This is a genomic window from Chryseobacterium sp. GW823-FHT05E08 (assembly GCF_058795655.1).
On sequence record NZ_JBXAHY010000003.1, the window covers coordinates 758,644 to 777,444 of the forward strand.

General features: G+C 33.7%; 19 protein-coding genes. 10 read left to right on the forward strand and 9 right to left on the reverse strand.

Annotated elements, in window-relative coordinates; translation table 11 throughout:
- The first annotated feature begins 117 nt into the window (after nucleotides 1–117).
- Nucleotides 118–495 (forward strand): YchJ family protein, encoded by a 378-nt coding sequence (locus AC1Q7L_RS14035; protein ID WP_410692713.1) that lies wholly within the window; start codon nucleotides 118–120, stop codon nucleotides 493–495.
- A gap of 39 nt (nucleotides 496–534) precedes the next feature.
- On the opposite strand, the gene AC1Q7L_RS14040 is transcribed toward AC1Q7L_RS14035, so the two are convergent.
- The 3 genes from AC1Q7L_RS14040 to AC1Q7L_RS14050 all read right to left on the reverse strand — a co-directional run bounded on the left by AC1Q7L_RS14040 (nucleotide 535) and on the right by AC1Q7L_RS14050 (nucleotide 2,258).
- Nucleotides 535–1,035, reverse strand: coding sequence for an FKBP-type peptidyl-prolyl cis-trans isomerase (locus AC1Q7L_RS14040; RefSeq protein WP_410692712.1), 501 nt, complete (start codon nucleotides 1,033–1,035; stop codon nucleotides 535–537).
- A 111-nt stretch (nucleotides 1,036–1,146) separates the two neighbouring features.
- A complete protein-coding gene (locus AC1Q7L_RS14045) occupies nucleotides 1,147–1,398 on the reverse strand; it encodes a VF530 family protein (RefSeq protein ID WP_492306461.1) in 252 nt (83 codons plus the stop codon).
- An 11-nt stretch (nucleotides 1,399–1,409) separates the two neighbouring features.
- The gene (locus tag AC1Q7L_RS14050; protein WP_492306462.1) at nucleotides 1,410–2,258 is read right to left on the reverse strand and encodes a hypothetical protein; all 849 of its coding nucleotides are present in this window, start codon (nucleotides 2,256–2,258) and stop codon (nucleotides 1,410–1,412) included.
- Nucleotides 2,259–2,329: 71 nt separating this feature from the next.
- On the opposite strand from AC1Q7L_RS14050, the gene AC1Q7L_RS14055 reads away from it, so the two are divergent.
- The 6 genes from AC1Q7L_RS14055 to AC1Q7L_RS14080 all read left to right on the forward strand — a co-directional run bounded on the left by AC1Q7L_RS14055 (nucleotide 2,330) and on the right by AC1Q7L_RS14080 (nucleotide 6,876).
- The gene (locus tag AC1Q7L_RS14055) at nucleotides 2,330–3,418 is read left to right on the forward strand and encodes a sensor histidine kinase (protein WP_492306463.1); all 1,089 of its coding nucleotides are present in this window, start codon (nucleotides 2,330–2,332) and stop codon (nucleotides 3,416–3,418) included.
- Nucleotides 3,419–3,423: 5 nt separating this feature from the next.
- Nucleotides 3,424–4,098 (forward strand): LytR/AlgR family response regulator transcription factor, encoded by a 675-nt coding sequence (locus tag AC1Q7L_RS14060; RefSeq protein WP_492306464.1) that lies wholly within the window; start codon nucleotides 3,424–3,426, stop codon nucleotides 4,096–4,098.
- A 398-nt stretch (nucleotides 4,099–4,496) separates the two neighbouring features.
- A complete protein-coding gene (locus AC1Q7L_RS14065; RefSeq protein ID WP_492306465.1) occupies nucleotides 4,497–5,225 on the forward strand; it encodes a dioxygenase family protein in 729 nt (242 codons plus the stop codon).
- 131 nt (nucleotides 5,226–5,356) lie between these two features.
- Entirely contained in the window at nucleotides 5,357–6,001 is a 645-nt protein-coding gene (locus tag AC1Q7L_RS14070) for a pirin family protein (protein WP_492306466.1), read from the forward strand.
- Nucleotides 6,002–6,013: 12 nt separating this feature from the next.
- On the forward strand, nucleotides 6,014–6,274 hold the full coding sequence (locus tag AC1Q7L_RS14075) for a T9SS type A sorting domain-containing protein (protein WP_492306467.1): 261 nt from the start codon (nucleotides 6,014–6,016) through the stop codon (nucleotides 6,272–6,274).
- A gap of 95 nt (nucleotides 6,275–6,369) precedes the next feature.
- Complete coding sequence (locus AC1Q7L_RS14080) at nucleotides 6,370–6,876, forward strand: hypothetical protein (RefSeq protein ID WP_492306468.1); 507 nt, start codon at nucleotides 6,370–6,372, stop codon at nucleotides 6,874–6,876.
- A gap of 181 nt (nucleotides 6,877–7,057) precedes the next feature.
- Here the strand turns inward: AC1Q7L_RS14080 and AC1Q7L_RS14085 are convergent, their stop codons facing one another.
- From AC1Q7L_RS14085 to AC1Q7L_RS14095, 3 genes are all read right to left on the reverse strand, one after another.
- Complete coding sequence (locus AC1Q7L_RS14085; RefSeq protein ID WP_492306469.1) at nucleotides 7,058–8,080, reverse strand: LLM class flavin-dependent oxidoreductase; 1,023 nt, start codon at nucleotides 8,078–8,080, stop codon at nucleotides 7,058–7,060.
- Between the two features lie 85 nt (nucleotides 8,081–8,165).
- Nucleotides 8,166–9,242: an acyltransferase family protein gene (locus tag AC1Q7L_RS14090; RefSeq protein ID WP_492306470.1), complete on the reverse strand. Its 1,077-nt coding sequence runs from the start codon at nucleotides 9,240–9,242 to the stop codon at nucleotides 8,166–8,168.
- 16 nt (nucleotides 9,243–9,258) lie between these two features.
- Complete coding sequence (locus tag AC1Q7L_RS14095; RefSeq protein ID WP_492306471.1) at nucleotides 9,259–11,400, reverse strand: S9 family peptidase; 2,142 nt, start codon at nucleotides 11,398–11,400, stop codon at nucleotides 9,259–9,261.
- 574 nt (nucleotides 11,401–11,974) lie between these two features.
- Here AC1Q7L_RS14095 and AC1Q7L_RS14100 point away from each other — a divergent pair.
- From AC1Q7L_RS14100 to AC1Q7L_RS14110, 3 genes are all read left to right on the forward strand, one after another.
- Complete coding sequence (locus tag AC1Q7L_RS14100; RefSeq protein ID WP_410692701.1) at nucleotides 11,975–12,487, forward strand: YceI family protein; 513 nt, start codon at nucleotides 11,975–11,977, stop codon at nucleotides 12,485–12,487.
- Nucleotides 12,488–12,648: 161 nt separating this feature from the next.
- Nucleotides 12,649–13,476 (forward strand): 4,5-DOPA-extradiol-dioxygenase, encoded by an 828-nt coding sequence (ygiD, locus tag AC1Q7L_RS14105; protein ID WP_492306472.1) that lies wholly within the window; start codon nucleotides 12,649–12,651, stop codon nucleotides 13,474–13,476.
- 71 nt (nucleotides 13,477–13,547) lie between these two features.
- Nucleotides 13,548–14,717, forward strand: a complete 1,170-nt coding sequence (locus tag AC1Q7L_RS14110; RefSeq protein WP_492306473.1) for a carboxypeptidase-like regulatory domain-containing protein — start codon at nucleotides 13,548–13,550, stop codon at nucleotides 14,715–14,717.
- Between the two features lie 208 nt (nucleotides 14,718–14,925).
- On the opposite strand, the gene AC1Q7L_RS14115 is transcribed toward AC1Q7L_RS14110, so the two are convergent.
- From AC1Q7L_RS14115 to hutH, 3 genes are all read right to left on the reverse strand, one after another.
- Complete coding sequence (locus AC1Q7L_RS14115; protein ID WP_492306474.1) at nucleotides 14,926–16,434, reverse strand: S8 family peptidase; 1,509 nt, start codon at nucleotides 16,432–16,434, stop codon at nucleotides 14,926–14,928.
- Between the two features lie 123 nt (nucleotides 16,435–16,557).
- The gene (locus AC1Q7L_RS14120) at nucleotides 16,558–17,004 is read right to left on the reverse strand and encodes a GNAT family N-acetyltransferase (RefSeq protein WP_492306475.1); all 447 of its coding nucleotides are present in this window, start codon (nucleotides 17,002–17,004) and stop codon (nucleotides 16,558–16,560) included.
- Nucleotides 17,005–17,270: 266 nt separating this feature from the next.
- Complete coding sequence (hutH, locus tag AC1Q7L_RS14125) at nucleotides 17,271–18,758, reverse strand: histidine ammonia-lyase (RefSeq protein ID WP_492306476.1); 1,488 nt, start codon at nucleotides 18,756–18,758, stop codon at nucleotides 17,271–17,273.
- Nucleotides 18,759–18,801: the final 43 nt, after the last annotated feature.

Here is an 18,801-nt window from a genome sequence, read left to right on the forward strand (position 1 = left end):
GCCAATTGGAATTAATTTATTGTTTAAATGGGCTAAAGCCTGTTCCTATTGATATAAGATTTGTGTTATTAGTGAAAAAATATTCGTGTAAATTTGTGTTTCAAAAATTAAAATAAAATGAATTGTCCCTGCTGCTCAGGAAAAACCTACGAAGAATGTTGTAAACCTTATCATACGGGAGAAAAAAATGCACCGACAGCTGAGGCTTTGATGCGTTCAAGATTTTCTGCATTTGCAATTCCGAATGGAAAATATTTGATGGAAACAACATCTCCAAGCAAAAGACAATTTCATAATACAAAAGATTTGCAGGAATGGGGAGAGATCAATGAATGGACAAAACTGGAGATTGTGGATAAACCTTCAATCAGCAAGGTTGAATTTAAAGCTTTTTATACTGACGAAGACGATCAAAAGCAGGTTCATCATGAATTATCAAAATTCAAAATGATTCAAAACCGTTGGTTTTATGTAAGTGGAGAATTTTTAGAATAAAAAAATGTCCGATAAGAAATCGGACATTTATATTATATTTTAGTGAGCTTCGTTTCCGTCAACTCCGTGAGCGTGACCGTGAGACAATTCTTCTTCTGTCGCAGGACGTGTATTTAAAATTTCTACCTGGAAATCTAAAACTTTCCCAGCCATTGGGTGGTTAAGGTCTGCCACAACAAATTCTGGCGTTACCTCTACTACAAATGCCTGGAAATTATTTCCTTCATTATCAGATAAAGGCAAAATAACTCCTACAGGAGGAATTCCAGCTTCTTTAAACATATCTATTGGCAATTGAGCAATAGCATCCGGTTGTTTTTCACCGTAAGCTTCTTCCGGCTGAATTACAAAAGCTGCTTTATCACCAGCTTTCAAACCATGGATATTTTGTTCAAACTTAGGAATCATCATTCCCATACCGTATAAGAATGTAAGTGGATTTTCGTTTGTTGTTTCTTCTACAAGAATTTTACTTCCATCCTCTTCGATAGTGTGAAGTATGTACTTTACAGCTACAACATGATTGTTTTCAATTGTCATATTTTCTCTTTTTTTCGTGAGCTTTTTTCACGATTAACGGCACAAATATACTATTTTTGAAATTATTGACCGAAGAAATACCTTTAAAGAAGTATCTAAAACCTAGCATTTTTAGTTTTCACTTTTTGGTTCGTTCTTTTTTTTCTGTCTTAGTACATAAAGATACAGGCTTTCAACTTTTGTTCTTGCCCAATCTGTTTTTCGTAAAAATTTCAGGGAAGAATTGATGCTCGGATTATCCGTGAAACATTTGATATTGATTTGCTGCCCCAACTTCTCAAATCCGCCATAATATTCTACCAATTCTTCAAGAATAGCATCGAGTCTTTTTCCGTGTAAAGGATCTTTCGCTTTTTCGTGCATATTTTCTATTCTTAATTTTTGTTACTATTATTTTTGTCAGATTTTTCAACACTCTCGGCCATTCTTTTAAAGTCTTTTTCTTTTATAATAACCAGATTGTTAGATTTATTTCTCCAGATGCTTACGAAGTCTTTAGAAACTACAAAATAATCTTCCCAATTGGTGAATTTATAGTAAAGCATTAAGGTACAGATATCAGTAGGCGTGATGGTCTGGTGATTTTCCAAAACATGAGAATGAAGTCCGGAAATTGCATTTTCCATTTTTTCCTGTTTCATAGCCTGAATAATAATTCCTTTATGCAATTTTTCAATATTTTTCACTTCGTTTTTGTCATTAAAACTGATCAGATAATCATTTCCAAAAATGACAATATTGTCCACCGAAGGGCCTGTAACTGCATATACTTTTTTAATATTATTTTTATCAATAATAGGAATCAAATTCATACTCGTATTATTGTATTGCTGAAAAATGGTATCAGTTTTTACTTTTTCGTTCGCATTTTGTCTGATCGTGAAGTAGTCTAATTCTTTCGGTGTAAAATCTCTTTCGTTCATATCTATCTTTGCATCTCTCGGATTATAATTCGCAGGAAACGCAACTGTAGCTAAAACTTTACTCTTTTCAGAAAAGAAAATACATTTTGGAACTCCGCCATCAATGTAGGAAAAATATCCTTTTACATTTTCCATCTTATCATAATTTGCTTTCAAAACATCCGTTCCGTACCAACTTGCCATTTCACTTCGATATAATTCAATACCCTCTTCCTGTATTTCCTTTGCTGTTTTTTTTAAATCCTGAGCATTTATTAATGTTCCGATTAAAGCAAAGAAAACGACCCATAAATTTTTCATATCAAGTTTGTTTCAATCAAAAGTAGCATTAATATTCTCAATATTCTTTAAACTTTTTATATTTTAGTTTAATGAAAAAACTATGGCCGCATATTATACTGATTCCATTGCTGTTAACTATACCTATAGTTTCTTCTCCGGATTTTGATGGTACGTTGTCTGTTTTCAGGGTTTCTCCTTTTCAGAGAGAGTTTATTCGTTTCGTTTTAATTATTATATTTTTCTATTTAAACTTACTTATTTTTCTTCCTAAATTCTACAGCAAGAAAAAATATTCAGCTTTTGTTATTTGTGTGGTGATAAGCTTTATCATTATGGTTTTTTTACCTTATTATTTTACTTCTGAGAATTTGTTGAATTCACAACAGGCTCTACCGATGCCTCAGCATGAAATGTTTCCACCAAATGGAAATATGCCGCCACCGCCAATGGATGGACAACAGCCATTTCAAAATTTTGGACACAGAAATGACGGTTCTTATTATCAGATGATCTTTTCCTCTCTCCTTCCCTTTTTATTTTCTTTCTTATCATCACTTTTTATTTATCGAAACAATGAGAAAAAAGAACTGGAAAGATCTAAAGCCAAAGCCGAGTTATTAAATTTAAAATATCAACTACAACCTCATTTTTTGTTTAATATTTTAAACTCTATTTATTCGTTAGCTTTATTAAAATCTGACGATGCACCCAACGGAATTCTGAAACTTTCTAATGTGATGAGATATGTTGTTCAGGAAAGCAGCAAAGATTTTGTTGAATTAAGTAAAGAAATTGAGTATTTAAAAGATTATATCGCACTTCAATTGGTGAGAACAGACAGCAGTTTAGATTTTACTTACACTGAAATCGGTGAAACAAAAGATCTTAAAATTGCACCTTTTATCTTGGTTAATTTTATCGAGAATGCTTTTAAATATGGCTTTAACGCTGCCGAAAATTCGAAAATATCCGTGAAAGTGATTGTTCAGGAAGATATATTAAGCTTTACGGTTTTTAATAATGTTGTCAATCATCAAATTACAGACGAAAATAGCTTAAAAGTTGGTTTAAAAAATACAATTGAACATCTCAATCAGGTTTATCCTGACAAACATACGCTGACAATTACGAACAATGTCTTGACTTATGAAGTAGATTTAAAAATTAATTTAACATAAAAAATATGATAAAAGCCATCGCTTTGGACGACGAAATTCTTGCCCTGAAAATCATTGAGAATTATGCCGGAAAAATTGAAAATCTTTCGCTGGAAAAGGTTTTCAATATACAAAGTGATGCTCAGAAATATCTCAATAAATTTCCTGTTGACCTCATCTTTTTAGACATCGAAATGCCATCCAAAAACGGGTTGGATTTCTATAAAAACATTTCCCAAAACACAAAAGTGATCTTTACAACTGCCTATTCTGAATATGCGGTTGATGCTTTTAATATTAATGCTGTAGATTATTTATTGAAACCGTTTTCTTTTGAAAGATTCAGGTCGGCTGTTGAAAAAGTAAAGATTAATACAGAAAATGATGAGGTAAAATATCTTTCTATCCGCGCAGATTATAAGCTTCATAAGATCAATTTTAATGATATTCTGTTGATTGAAGGGTTGGATGATTATATTCAGATTCATTTAAAAGATCATTCTAAAATCACTGCACGTTCTTCCATGAAAAATATTATGGAAAAGCTTTCTGAGAAGGATTTTGTGCGGGTTCACCGCTCTTATATTGTTCCTGTAAATAATATTAAAACTATTGTTAATCGTAATATTCATATTGGGGATTTTATTATTCCGATTGGGGAAACTTACAAAGAAGAAGTGATGAGGATTGTGAATAAATAATTCTCATCTGGAAAAGATCTAATAATCAAGAAAGATTGAATTGGCGACAAAAGCCCTAGCCCTGATTGTAGAGAAAATCCTTTTTTGCAAAAAAAGATTGTAACGAAAAGCAGGAAATAGCTCCTGAAAAATGGGTAATAAATAATGGGTAATGAGTAATAAAACCCCGTTGAGATTCTTCCTTCGTCAGAATGACAATCACATTGCTAATATGATGCACAAAGCATATATTAATTCTTAACGTTTCTTAAAAAACCAGTATTTACCGACACATTTCATCCGTTTACCTCATAAATTTTCGGGGAGGGTATTTTGAAAATACATTTGGTGTATCAAAATTGAAAAGATAACAGAGACAGACTTTATCCTTTTAATTTTTAACCTTAAAAACCCGTATTATGAAAACAATGAATAGAAAGTCCTTTTTAAGAAGTCTGGGTTTAGCGGGCGTAACAGCAGTTGCAGCTCCTCTTTTGATCCATTGTGGAAGCGATGATGACGTTGTGGATTCTTCCGGCACTTCATCCGGATCATCTACAGGATGTTCTGTAACCAATTCTGAAACAGAAGGTCCGTTTCCTACAAAAACGCCGTCAAGTTTGGTTCAGAGTAATATTGTAAGCGACAGAACCGGAGTTCCTTTTACAATTGCCATTACCATTCAGAATGTTAATACGAGCTGTGCCAATTTACAAGGTGCTCTTGTGGATATCTGGCATTGCGATAAAGACGGAAATTATTCTGAATATGGTGGAACAGGAATGCAGTCGACCAACTACACATCAGTTCACTTTTTAAGAGGAAGACAGACTACGGATGCTAACGGTAAAGTGAATTTTACCTCTATTTTTCCGGGTTGGTATAATGGAAGAGCTACTCATATTCATGTTCATGTTTATAATGCTGCAGGGCAATCTCTTTTGGTGACGCAAATTGCGTTTCCGGAAGCAAGTGACAGTGCGGTTGTGCAAGTAGGCGCAAGTACTGGCTACAAGGGCATGAGTGGATATACTTATAATTCGAATGATAACGTGTTCAGTGATGGAACCTCCAATGAAATGTCCAGTATTTCAGGAAGCGTAAGCGGAGGTTTCGCTCTGACCCATACCATAAAAGTTTCGGCTTAAGTTTAGAGGTTGTTTAATTAGTTTCCACAAAAGCACAGGTTTTCATCGATAGAAACTATATATGTGAAGTGTTGAAAATCAAAAGCAGATGTTGATCTGTGCGATGTGGAGATATTTAAAATCAGGAAATTATGTTAGTTCAAAGCCCGTCAAGGATATTTAAATCAGATCTTTCTGTTTGGAAGAAAGAAAATTCATCTGCTTTTAATGAAATAAATTTCAATGAAGAAAATTCTAAGCTGAGAAAAGTTTCTGAAATTGTTTTGGATAAAAACGGAAGCTATAATTTTGAATATAAAGAAAACTGTACTATTATGATGATCGTTCTGTACGGCGAAATTGTAATTAATGATTTTAAAAAACCTATTTCAGCAGAACAAATTTTTACTTTAAAATCAAGTGAAAGTAGTTTTTTAACCTTAAAAAATAATCTTCCGAGCGAAAAAGCAGATATCTTGATCTTAGAATTAAAAAGTAAAACATCAGAAAACTCTTTCTCGATTGAAAACTTGAATTTGAATGAAAAAAATACATTAATTCAAATCTCAAAAAACTTAGAATGTCCGAATTTCATTGGATTGTATGAAGGCAGAAAAGAGCAGGAATATTCTTTATATGAGAAAGGAAAATCAATTTTCGGAATGGTAATTAATGGTGCTTTTGAGTTTCAAAACAGATTAATGGAAACCAGAGATGCGATCATTCTCAATGACATTGAAACGTTGGAATTTGAAGCTTTAAGTGAAAATGCACTTATTATACTATTCGAAGTCTGATAAAAACTCAATGTGAAAAAAATTTACCCAAATCCCTTTCTTAGTGAAATTATTTTTCCTCTTGTTTTAAACGAAAGAGCAGTTGTAAGTATTGAATTAATTGATGAAGAAGGACAAGTTGTTAAAATACTTCATAAGCAGGGACTTTTAAAGGGGAAACAGGAAATTAAGATCACTAAAAATCAATTAAAATCCGGTATCTATTCCGTGAAAATTATAATAGAAAATTCTAAAGGAACATCTATAGAAAATACTAAAGTTGCAATTCATTAGTATACTTTAAGTGTTAGATATTTTTTCATATCATTTGTGTTTTGTACCAGGGCAGGCGTGGAAAACTGCCCTGATTTTATTAAAATTTTAATATCATGAAAGCAAAAATAAAACTGGCATTCCGAATCGTGATCGATCAGAATTCTACGATGCCTTGGGATAAATATGTTTTTGAAGATACTTATTTTGAGTATAAGATTCAGCATCAGGTTTTTGATGACAAAGAAGATTCCGTGAAAAATTATTGGGAGCTTTTAGCTAAAAACTCACATGCAGAAAGAATCCCTTTTTTATTGAGCTCATCGGTGGTTAATTATATTTCTCAATTAAACGGAGAAATCAAAAGTCTTCCTGATGTTTTGGGAAATACTTTTTTCCCTGTTGAAAGTTTCAAATTAGACCTCATCAGTTCAAATACAGAAGATTCGTCAAAACATAAGATCGGACTTACATTTTACACACCTGAATTAGCATTAATTGATATTATCGACAATAAATATCTTTTAAGTAAAAATAGTAAGCCAGAAAACGGCTTTGAGACTTTTATGTTCTCTTTTCATCCGCAGGTATCCATTGCTTACTACAATGCGGATTTCGATTAATAAACTCGCCACATTTTTGGCATTTTTATAAGATGATTTTAAGAAAAACCTCCGTTGAAAATTTCAACGGAGGTTTTGTTTTTATGTTGATTGTGGATACATATTTTTAAATATGTAATTAAACAATATGTATGACAGGATTATATCCTGCCCTCGGTTAAGTCGCCCCTTTGGGGCTCTTTTAATTTTGAATAGCAGGTTTTACTTTTTCACCAAACAGTTCAATAGATTTCATCATCACATCATGAGCAGGATCGCCAACATCCATATGACCGATAAATCTTGTAATTCCGAAAATTTCTTTCATGTATGCAATTTTATCTGCAACTTCCGCAGGACTTCCGATGAATAAAGCACCATCTCTGTTTCGTCCTCCGTCATACTGCGCTTTTGTGTAAGGCGCCCAACCTCTGGAAGCTCCGATTCTGTCCATCTGAGATTTATAATTATTAAAATATCCGTCTACAACATTTTGATCGTCACTTACAAAAGTGTGAGAATGAATCGCGATCTGCATTTTAGATACATCATGTCCTGCTTTTTGATATTCTTGTTTATAAAATTCAATTAAATTTTTAAACTGAATCGGCATTCCACCAATGATCGCAACAACTAATGGCATTCCTAATTGCGCTGCACTTAAAACTGATTGTGGCGTTCCGCCAACAGCTCTCCAGATCGACAATTTGCCATCATTTTTAGCTCTTGGATATACCGTTTGATTTTGCATCGGCGCACGAAGCTTTCCGGACCATGAAACGTTTTCTTCTGAATTTATTTTTAATAATAATTCTAATTTTTCGTCGAAAAGCTGTTCGTAATCATTCAAAGAATATCCGTACAAAGGAAAAGATTCTATGAAACTTCCTCTTCCTACGAATATTTCTGCTCTTCCGTCTGATATTAAATCTAACGTTGAAAAATCTTCATATACTTTTACAGGCTCGGATGAACTTAAAACCGTTACCCCACTCGCCAATTTTATATTTTTTGTGATACTTGCAGCCGCAGCCAAAACTATTTCTGGTGATGAAACCGCATAATCCGGACGGTGATGCTCTCCCATGGCAAAAACATCAATTCCAACCTCATCCATTACTTTTACCTGCTCAAGAATTTCACGGATCTTTACACCTGCATCTCTATATTTTCCGGTTGTCTGGTCAAAAGATAAGTCGCCAAACATTCCTATTCCTAATTCCATATTTTTTGATTTTTAGATAGAACAAAATTACGATTATCAATATTCAAAAACATTGATCGATGGTAAGAACGAACAGCAGGAAAACTTAGTTTGAGGTTTTAAGTTTTAAAAATTGTTTCTCGAAAAGTTGATAAGATAAATAGGCGAAAATTACAGTAAAAATAAATGCCAATAAAGTAATAGAATACCAATTCAAATGATACTTCTCCCCCATTTTGACAAATAAACTAATGCAAATCGGATGAATTAAGTATAATCCGTAAGTGTATTTTCCAAGGCGAGCCAATATATTTTTATCTGAAATTTTAAATACATTTTTTTCTCCCAAAGTGAATAAAATCAGTAAAGAAAACAGCGTTCCAAAGAAAAGCGAATTAATTTTCACATCAGGAATTACTGTCGTATTTAATCTTATCACAATGGCTGATAAAACAAATACAGCATAAAAATATTTATAAATGGACGGAATCTCATTTAGTTTTTTAATGATTTCTTTATGAAAAACAAATAGATAAGCAGGAATTGCTCCAAAAGCAAAATTATCAATATTGGTAAAGATGTCTAAAGACTGAATATTATATGTTTCATAAATGATCTTAGTTAAAAATGAAACCAAAATACTTACAACAATAAGCTTCGGAATATTTTTTAATGAAATAAAATAGAAAATAAGTCCCCAGATAATATAAAAATGCTCCTCAATACAAAGTGACCAGATAACAGGCAATGGAGCCACATTTGGAAAGCTTCCAGTGTACATCATCATATAGTTTTCTAGGAAGGTAAAGGTGAAGAACCAATTCGGTTCATAACCGTCATTAGAAAACGAAATATGAAAAAAAATAAGGATAAAAGGAGTACAAAATGCAAAAATAGCCATCGCATAATACAAAGGCCATATTCTTAATATTCTTCTTTTAAAGAACTTTTTAAGTGAAATTTTATTTTGATTATTAAGTTTTTCAAGAATTAAAATATAGGTAATTAAAAAACCGCTTAACACAAAGAAAAAAGAAACACCAATCCCCCCTCCCTTAGAAAAATAGTGCAATACACTGTCTGTAGGAATGGGGGAATGATGTAAGAAAACTAATAAAAAAGATAGAAATCTTAACGAATCAAACGTATGAAAGTGGACTCTATCTACTTTTACCAAGTTCATTCTATATTTTTAATATTTACTTTTTCAAGTTCTGATCAAAATAATCGGTTACTTTCTGCATCAAATGCACTCTGTCTTTTCCGATTACGTTGTGTGGATGTCCAGGATAAACAAAATAATCTAATTGTACTCCGTTATCAACTGCAGATTTAATGAACTTGATAGAATGCTGCCAAACTACCACATCATCCTGAGCACCGTGGATCATTAATAATTTACCTTTTAAGTTCTGAACTTTATCCAATAAATTAGCCGCTGCATATCCTTGTGGATTTTCCTGAGGCGTATCCATATATCTTTCGCCGTACATGATCTCGTACATGCTCCAGTCGATCACCGGACCTCCCGCAACACCTACTTTGAAAACTTCAGGATGGCGAGTCATGAAACTTGTCGTCATAAATCCACCGAAGCTCCATCCGTGAATACCCAATTTTTCTGAATCAACGTAAGGAAGAGATTTTAAATAATCTACCCCTTTCATTTGGTCATTCATTTCGGTTGTTCCTAAGTTTCTGAAAACAGCCTGCTCGAATTTCATTCCACGGTTGGCAGAACCTCTTCCGTCCATTGTGAAAATGATGTATCCGTTTTGAGCCATATACTCGTACCAAAGGTTTCCTGAGGCAGGGAAAGTATTTGTTATCAATTGTAAATGGGGTCCGTTGTACAGATAAACAATTACAGGATATTTTTTATTCGGATCAAAATTCGTTGGAAGAATGATTTTACCGTATAAAGGTGTACCGTCATCAGCTTTTAGGTTTACATTTTTAATTTCAGGTCTTTGATAATTTTTTAATGTATTTTCAGCTGTAAGAATATTGTCGGATTTTAATGTATTTGTATTGATGATGTTCGCAACTTTTGGTGTGTTGGAATTGCTGTAAACATCATACAGATAATTTCCGTCACTGCTTAAAATTCCTGTGTGAACGCCTTCTGCGTTGTCTAATCTTTGTAATTTAAAGTTCGTCCAGTTGATTCTGTATAAATGTTTTTCCAAAGGAGTTTCTTTTGTAGAAGTGAAATAAATTTCCTTTTTCTTTTCATTAAAACCTAAAATATCCGTCACCAGCCAATCTCCTTTTGTGATCTGAGCAACCAATCCTTTTTCTAAGCTATAATGGAATAAATGATTATATCCCGTTCTCTGACTCTGCCAAATGAAATCTGTATTAGAATTTGGGAAGAAAGTCAGCGGATGTTGTGGTTCAACATATTTACTGTCTGATTCTTCAAATAAAGTTTTCACTAAATCTCCTGTAGCAGCGTCATACTGGTTCATTTTCATATGATTCTGACCTCTGTTTAACACTCCAACAAAGATGTATTTTGAATCCGGGCTCCAGGTAATTGCTGTTAAATATTGATCTTTCTCACCTTCAACTTTAAGGAAAGTAGTCGATTGATTTTTAATATTATAAACACCCAAAGTAACTTCGTGAGACTTTTGCCCCGCCATCGGATATTTGATGTTGTGGTTTACCGCAGGAGTCACAGACCAATCGATCACAGGATAATCTGCAACCATCGTTTGATCCATTCTATAAAATGCTACACTTTCTGAATTTGGAGATGGGAAAATTCCTGTATCAATTCCGAATTCGTTTCTGTGAACATTGGCAGCACCGTTAAGAATATTTTCATTAGAATCGTTCGTTACGGCAATGACTTTTCCATTTTTATTAATAAATAGATTGTTTTTTACTGTGTACGCAAAAGTCTGATTATCGCTAAACATTTTTACGTTGGCAGCATCTACATCCAAAGATGTTGAGCTTTTTACTTTCCAGTCGCTTCCGGATTTATCAACCCAGATCATTTGATCATTCGCGTTGAAATATCCTTGAGATTTACTGATAAATTTGATCTGTGGAACCGCTTTTAATTTTTTGTCTGAAAAACTTCTGTTCAACTGCGTCAAAGAAACCAAAGTATCTTGCTTTGATGTCTTCAAATCCGTAATCAAATATCCGCCTTTCACTGCCTGAATGTAAGATTTACCATCTCCAGACCATGAAAACTGCGAGATATTTTTCACCGCTAAGTTCGTTCTCAACCCGTTTACAGCCTCCGCCATCGTGAATTTCTGAGTCTGAGCAAAAACTGATCCGCCCAAAACTACCATCAATAAAGAAAATCTATGTAATTTCATTGTATAAAATTGAATCCATCAAAAATAAGAAATAAAAGTTAACCGTTAAGAAATGTTAAATTAGATTTAATAGTTTTTGGTTGATTGTTGCTAGTTTTTGGTTTTTTGGGACTTTGTCAGTAATGGTTGTGCGGTGTCTTTGTCATTCAGAGCGGAACGAAGTGGAGCATGGAATCTATATTTATATTCTAATAATGATTGTTGAGTTTTCTACGGGGTAACAAACTGTATGGTGATTCGTTAATAAATATTTTGATGTTTTGAGATTGCTTCGTAACTTCATTCCCCGTAAAGACAAATCGTAATGATGGCGACCAATACCCTAGCCCCGATTGCAATGAAAATCCTTTTTTGAAAAAAAAGATTGTAGTGGAAAGCGGGAAATAGCTCCTAAAGAATAAGTAATGAGTAATTGGTAATGAGTAATAGATTTCTCCTTCGTCGAAATGACAGGTTGTAATGTTAATTTGAAGTTAAAATTGTTGTCATATTTATTTCTTATCCTACGTCAATGATTTGTACCTGTCCCTTATCCTAAATTTGCACTATAAATAACAATAAAAAATATATTACAATGGCAACAAAATGGAACCTAGACCCAACACATAGTGAAATTACTTTCAAAGTAAAACACATGATGATCTCAAACATTAAAGGTAACTTCACCAACTTCACTGCAGAAATTGATGCTGATGATGATACTTTCGCTAATGCTAAAACAACTGCAACGATTCAGACTGATTCTGTTTCAACGCACAATGCAGACAGAGATAATCACCTTAAATCTGCAGAATTTTTCAATGCAGAAGCTAACCCTACAATCACTTTCGATTCTCAGGCTTTGAATGGTGCTGTAACCGGAAATTTAACAATCAACGGAATTACAAAACCTATCACTCTTGAGGTAGATTTTAACGGAATCAATGTTGACCCATGGGGAAATACAAAAGCTGGTTTCTCTTTTGAAGGAAAAATCAACAGAAAAGACTTCGGATTAAACTGGAATGCTGCTCTTGAAGCTGGTGGTGTAATGGTAAGCGAAGATGTAAAATTAGCCGGAGATTTACAGTTTGTAAAACAAGCATAATAAAAACGGATTTTTGGGGAGCCCCGAAGGGGCGACATATTCAAGAATAGGATGCAATCCTATTAAAATAAAAAATACCTCAAACGTCCAAAAAATTTAATCATAAAAGGTTCAGGGATTTTCTAAAAACCTTGAACCTTTTTCTTTTTTAATATTATAGTATGAACCTCAACGATCTACAAAACATCAGTGACAATTTTCAACGTACACAAAGAATGCCTGTTTTATTTCTTGGGCACGGTTCGCCGATGAATGCTATTGAAGAAAATCAGTTTGTACAGGGTTTCAGAAAAGCGGCAACAGAGATTCCGAAACCGAATGCTATTTTGTGTATTTCCGCTCATTGGTATACACAGGGAACTTTTGTGACGGCAATGGATATGCCGAGAACGATTCATGATTTTGGAGGCTTTCCAAAAGCGTTGTTTGATGTAGAATATCCTGCTCCCGGAAGTCCGGAATTAGCCAAGGAAGCAGTTGAACTTTTATCTCCAATTTTGGCTGAAGAAGATCATAATTGGGGACTAGATCATGGCGCGTGGTCTGTTATAAAACATATGTATCCTGATGCGGATATTCCTGTGATTCAATTAAGTATTGATTATACAAAACCTCCGCAATATCATTTTGAATTGGCTCAAAAATTAAATAAACTCCGCGAAAAAGGTATTCTTATTATCGGAAGCGGAAATATTGTTCATAATTTAAGATTAATCGACTGGAAAAACATTGATACCGTTGGAGCTGGCTGGGATTGGGCGATCGAAGCCAGAGAGAAAACCAACAATTGGCTTTTGGATGGTAACTTCCAGCCTATTATTGATTATCAAAAACAGGGAACGTTTTTACAGTATGCTGTTCCCACTCCGGATCATTATTTACCATTAATTTATACTTTAGGATTGAAAGATAAAGCAGAAAATTTAGTTTTATTTAATGATGAATTAATTGGCGGTTCGCTGAGTATGACGAGCGTGAGAATCGGTTAAATATTTTTCAGCTCTCAAATATTTAATAAAAACTTTTTTTATCACTATAAATATAGTAATATTGTTTTACCATGAAAAAAACGATATTACTATTTCTATTTTTACTACCTTTTTATAGTGTATTTGCTCAGATCATTAAAGGTACGGTCGTGAATGATGCCGAACAGAAAATTGCCAATGTCAATATTTATCTGGACGGAACAAAAATCAGCACTACTTCAAAAGAAGATGGTAGTTTTACTTTAAATTTAGCTTCACAAAATATAGGAAGCCTGGTTTTTCAAAAGGAAAATTATGAAACTTTTACAACTAAGCTTTCTGAAGTTATCAATAAAACATTGAAGGTTATTTTAATTAAGACCAATACGATTGAAGAGGTCAGAATAATTCCTTATACCGAAGAAGCCTACAAAAATTATATCTATTATTTTCTTGACACATTCATTGGTTCGGATAGAGAAAATGTGAGAATTAAAAATCAGCGATCTTTAAAATTTGCCTACGATAAAGCCAATAAGATCTTGAAAGTAAAAGCTCCACAGACTTTAATTATTGAAAATAAAAATTTAGGCTACGAAATACAATACAATCTCATCAGTTACTCTGCGGATTTTGAGTCTAAAATGGTCAATTATTCAGGGACAAGTTTTTTTAAAGAAACAAAAACTTCAGATAAAGTAAAACTTAACAGAATGAATGCTTTTGATGGAAGTTTACTCCACTTTTTCAGAAGTATTTATAACAATAAGGTTTCAGAAGATGGATTTATTGTGAATAAAGTAGTGAAATTCCCCAATCCGAAATATCCGACCGAAGAAGAATTAAAAACATTGAAGAACTTTTCAGAAATGATGAAGAATTCAAGAAATATGAGTATTCCCGAAGATATTAGTGATATCATGAGACGAAAAAATAATGAAAAACCTTACGCGCTGGCGATCACAAAAACAAAAATTCCTGATGCTGATTATGTAAAAAGATCGGGTGAAGAAGTCCTTTTTAGCTTTGCAGACATGCTTCAGGTTAATTATCCCAAATATTTTTTTGAAAGAAAAGGAAAAGACTTTGTTAAAAATACTACTCCTGTAATTTTATCTTCTTTTTTACATCCCGAAGGTGAAACATTTGAAGTTTCAAAAGACGGAAACATCACAACTCCCGATTTACTCATCACTGAAGGCGATTTTTCAAAAAATAAAATTGAAAATATGCTTCCTTTAGATTATCAGTTGGGAGATTAATTTAAATCAGTAAAAAATTTAACCACAAAAGTTGCAAAAGATCTTATTCATGTACATTTGAGTTAATCAAAAGTTCATAAAAGCATAAAAATCAAAGATTTTCAAATTTATGTGCTCTTAAATTACAGTGAAATGATAAACTTAAAAATAATTTAAGCATAAATCTTTTGTGTCTTTTGTGGTTAAAATTAAATTTTCAGTTTAAATCTTATTGAACAGCCTGTAAAACATTAATATTTCCATATCCGTAATCTGAATTCGGACTTGGGTAATACGTTGCAGACTGTCTCATTTTATTTAAGACCTGCTCTCTTGTCCATGACGGATTTTTAGACCAGACTAAAGCAGCAATTCCAGCCGTAGAAGCTGTTGCAACAGAAGAACCTCCAACATAATCGGTTTGTGCGTTATAATAACTTAGAACCGGGACATTGTTTCCAGAAGCTCTTTCCATTTGATAGGTAAAATCAATTTCAGCTCCTGAATGGCAAACATCACATTTTTGATTAGATGTATTTTCTTTTACTCCGGTTATTGCTTGTGTTTCAGGCATCCAGGCAGGGAAAATAACCCCGACAAAAGTAGTGAAGCTTGTAGACGTTCCGCCTGCACAGAAAATTAGTTTTCCTTTTGAGTAAGCATACTTAACCCCATCTTCAATTTTACCCACAGAAAAAATGTGTCCCATTGACATGGAAATAATTTTCACACTGTTGTTATTAGCTAATTCTGTGAAAGCTATTTTCACTCCGTTTTGTTCGTGGTATCCATCCAAAACAACATTGGTTGCGGCACGATAAGCGATTAGATTAGCATTATAAGCTACTCCAACAGGTTGTCCTTGGTTATTTCTTGGAGCTGCCATTGCGGAAGCCATGCTTGTTCCGTGTCCGCACTGATCGTTTGGTCCATCGTAGCCTGTAGCCCATGGCCAGACAGAATCTACATGCACGCCAACTTTACTGATTGCTCTTCCGGATGACAGTCCATTATTAAAACTGCTTCCCAACAGACTTTGTTCAGGAGAAACTCCGGAATCGATCAAGCCAATCGTCACGCCAGCTCCTGTACTGTAGCTCCAAGCGTTTGTAATATTATGTTTGTAAAAAGACCACGGTGCTTTTGCGTTGGGAGTTACGGTTGTATAGTCAGCAGCACTTAAAGCGGTTGATTCAAAGCCGCATCCTGAAGAACTTCCGCTAGATTTTGCGGTTCCGTTTAATTTATTTTCATTTTCGAAATAATGATAATCAGCAGGCTCTAGATAACGAATGTTTTTCATTTTACGAAGAGCAATCACAGTTTCCTGTTTTTCAATCGCAACATCAATCTGATTCAAATATTTATCAGCATTAAGTAAAACTCTGCTTTTTTCTTTTCCTTCATATTTCTCAATAAGTGCTAGAATTTCGTTTTGAATTTGTTCATTATCAGAAGACAAACTTCGGTCAAAGTCCTCTTTTGAAGAACCAAAACCAATAGAAGCTACTTTATTCCCCTGAAAAACAGCACTCCAGACAAAATGGTCGGAAGATTTCGCCCACGAGAAAGATCCGGTACTTTTAATAGACTCATTAATTTTACCGTTAATTTGTTTTGCGTCGAGAGGATCTTTTTGAGCAACCTCTATTTCGGTTACCTGATTCTGAAGTTCGTCCCTGTTACATGAAACCGCCACAAAAAGCAGAAACATCACATAAAATACGTTTTTTTTCATATAAATTAATTTTTATTTGGTAATACAAGATATCACTTTCTCTTGAATTACAGTTCGTTAAAAATTAATTTCACATGATTTTTTATTAATTTTATTATGCTAAAAATAATATAAGGCTATGATTTACAGTATTTTTTCGTAGCAAACGCTCTTATCAATTCCGATATACTGTCCATAATTCGGGATCCTTTGATAGCCACTTTTTTCGTATACAGAAAGTGCTTCATTTTGTTCTAATGAACTTTCCAGAACAGCTTTTTTATAACCAATTTCTTTTGCCCAGCTTTCTAATTCTTTTACGATTGTTCCTGCTAATCCTCTTTTTCTAAAATCAGGATGGGTGTACATTCTTTTGATTTCAACTGTATCATCTTCAAATTTTTTGAAAGCGCCGCAAGCCGCAGGATTTTCATCTATATAAATAACTATACAGTTTTTGATCATATCAATTTTGTTGAATTGATCATAGAATGCATGGTCGTCACCGTTACGAATTGCCAAATCGGCATCAAGAAGTTTTACCAGATTTTGAAAATCTACGTTCGAGGAATCTGTTTTTGTTATTGTCATCGTGTTGTTTTTACTTTTACAAAAATAATGTTTTTTTATACTCCCACAGATTTCACAGATTTACACAGATGTTTGTGTTTTAAATTTCTCGGAATTATTTATGAGAATATTAATAATATTTGTCTTAAAATATTATACAGATTTCTTTCATGTTATCAATTATCAATAAAAATATGCGTAAACATCTGTGTAAATCTGTGAAATCTGTGGGAAACAAAAAAGCTCCCTTTTTCAAGGAAGCCTTCATATATTTTATGTTTGAAAAATTAATTCACAACAAATTTTCTATCATTAATCAATTCGGCAATAGCCAGCATATCTTTTCCGATCAATCTATCCTCTTCCAGCTTAGCAACTTTAGAACGGATGATTGCAAAGTTTTCTTCAATAATTTTTGAACATTTTGCAGGTCTTCTGAATTCTAATCCTTGCGCTGCAAACATTAATTCAACAGACAAAATATTAACCAAATTCCCAAGAACCTGATTGAATTTTCTTCCTGAAATACTTCCCATCGAAACATGATCTTCCTGACCTAAACTTGTTGGAATTGAATCCGCAGAAGCAGGGAAACACAATGTTTTATTTTCTGTAACCAACGCCGCAGAAGTATATTGAGGAATCATGAAACCTGAATTTAAGCCTGAACTTTCCGTTAATAATCTTGGTAAGCCGTATTTCCCTTCCAATAATAAATAACTTCTTCTGTCGGAAATATTTCCTAATTCAGCCGCAGCTAATGTTGCATAATCTAAAGGCATTGCCATTAATTGTCCGTGGAAATTTCCTCCTGAGATTGATTCTTCCGCACTTAAAACAATTGGGTTATCTGTAACAGAATTTAATTCTGTGTTTGCCATCAATTTAAGATGTTCAAAAGCATTTCTGCTCGCTCCATGAACCTGAGGAACACATCTCATTGAATAAGGATCCTGTACACGTTCACATTCTTCGTGAGCCTTCATATTTTCAGAACCTTTCAAAAATTTAACTATTCTGGCAGCTACTTTTTTGCTTCCTTCAAATGGTCTGATGTCATGAAGTTCCTTTTTAAATGGACTTTCAGAACCTCTGTACGCTTCCAGACTCATTGCAGCCGTCAGATCAGCAAGATCCAACAGATATTCGAATTTCTCTAAACCTTTGATGGCATGAGCCAAAATAAACTGAGTTCCATTAATTAATCCCAAACCTTCTTTTGGGCCTAAAGTCAACGGTTCAAGGTCATGTTTTTCTAATATTTCAGCCGTTTCGAAAATCTGATCTCCTACCCAAACTTGTCCAAGTCCTAAAAGTGGTAAAACCAAGTGTGACAAAGGTGCTAAATCTCCAGAAGCTCCAACAGAACCTTGCTCAGGAACTACAGGAATGATATCTTTCTCCAACATCGTGATCAATCTCTCGATCACCTCCAAAGAAACTCCCGAAAAACCTTTTGACAATGCATGAACTTTAGCAATGATCATGATCTTTGAAAATTCTTTATCAATCGGCTTTCCTACGCCTACCGCGTGAGAAATAATTAAGTTATATTGTAATTGTGCTGTTTCGTCAGCAGAAATTTTGGTATCGCAAAGGGGTCCAAAACCGGTGTTGATTCCATACACGCATCTGTCTGACTCAACAATTTTCTGAACGTTTTTCTGTGATTTTAAAATTTGATCTTTTGAAGCTTTATTAAGTTTCGCTTTTTTTGGATTTTTACAGATTTCCAATACGTCATGGAAACTGAAAACATCTATCCCGTATATCATTGTCTTAATTTTGCTTAAAATTACACATTTAACGATAACTGTA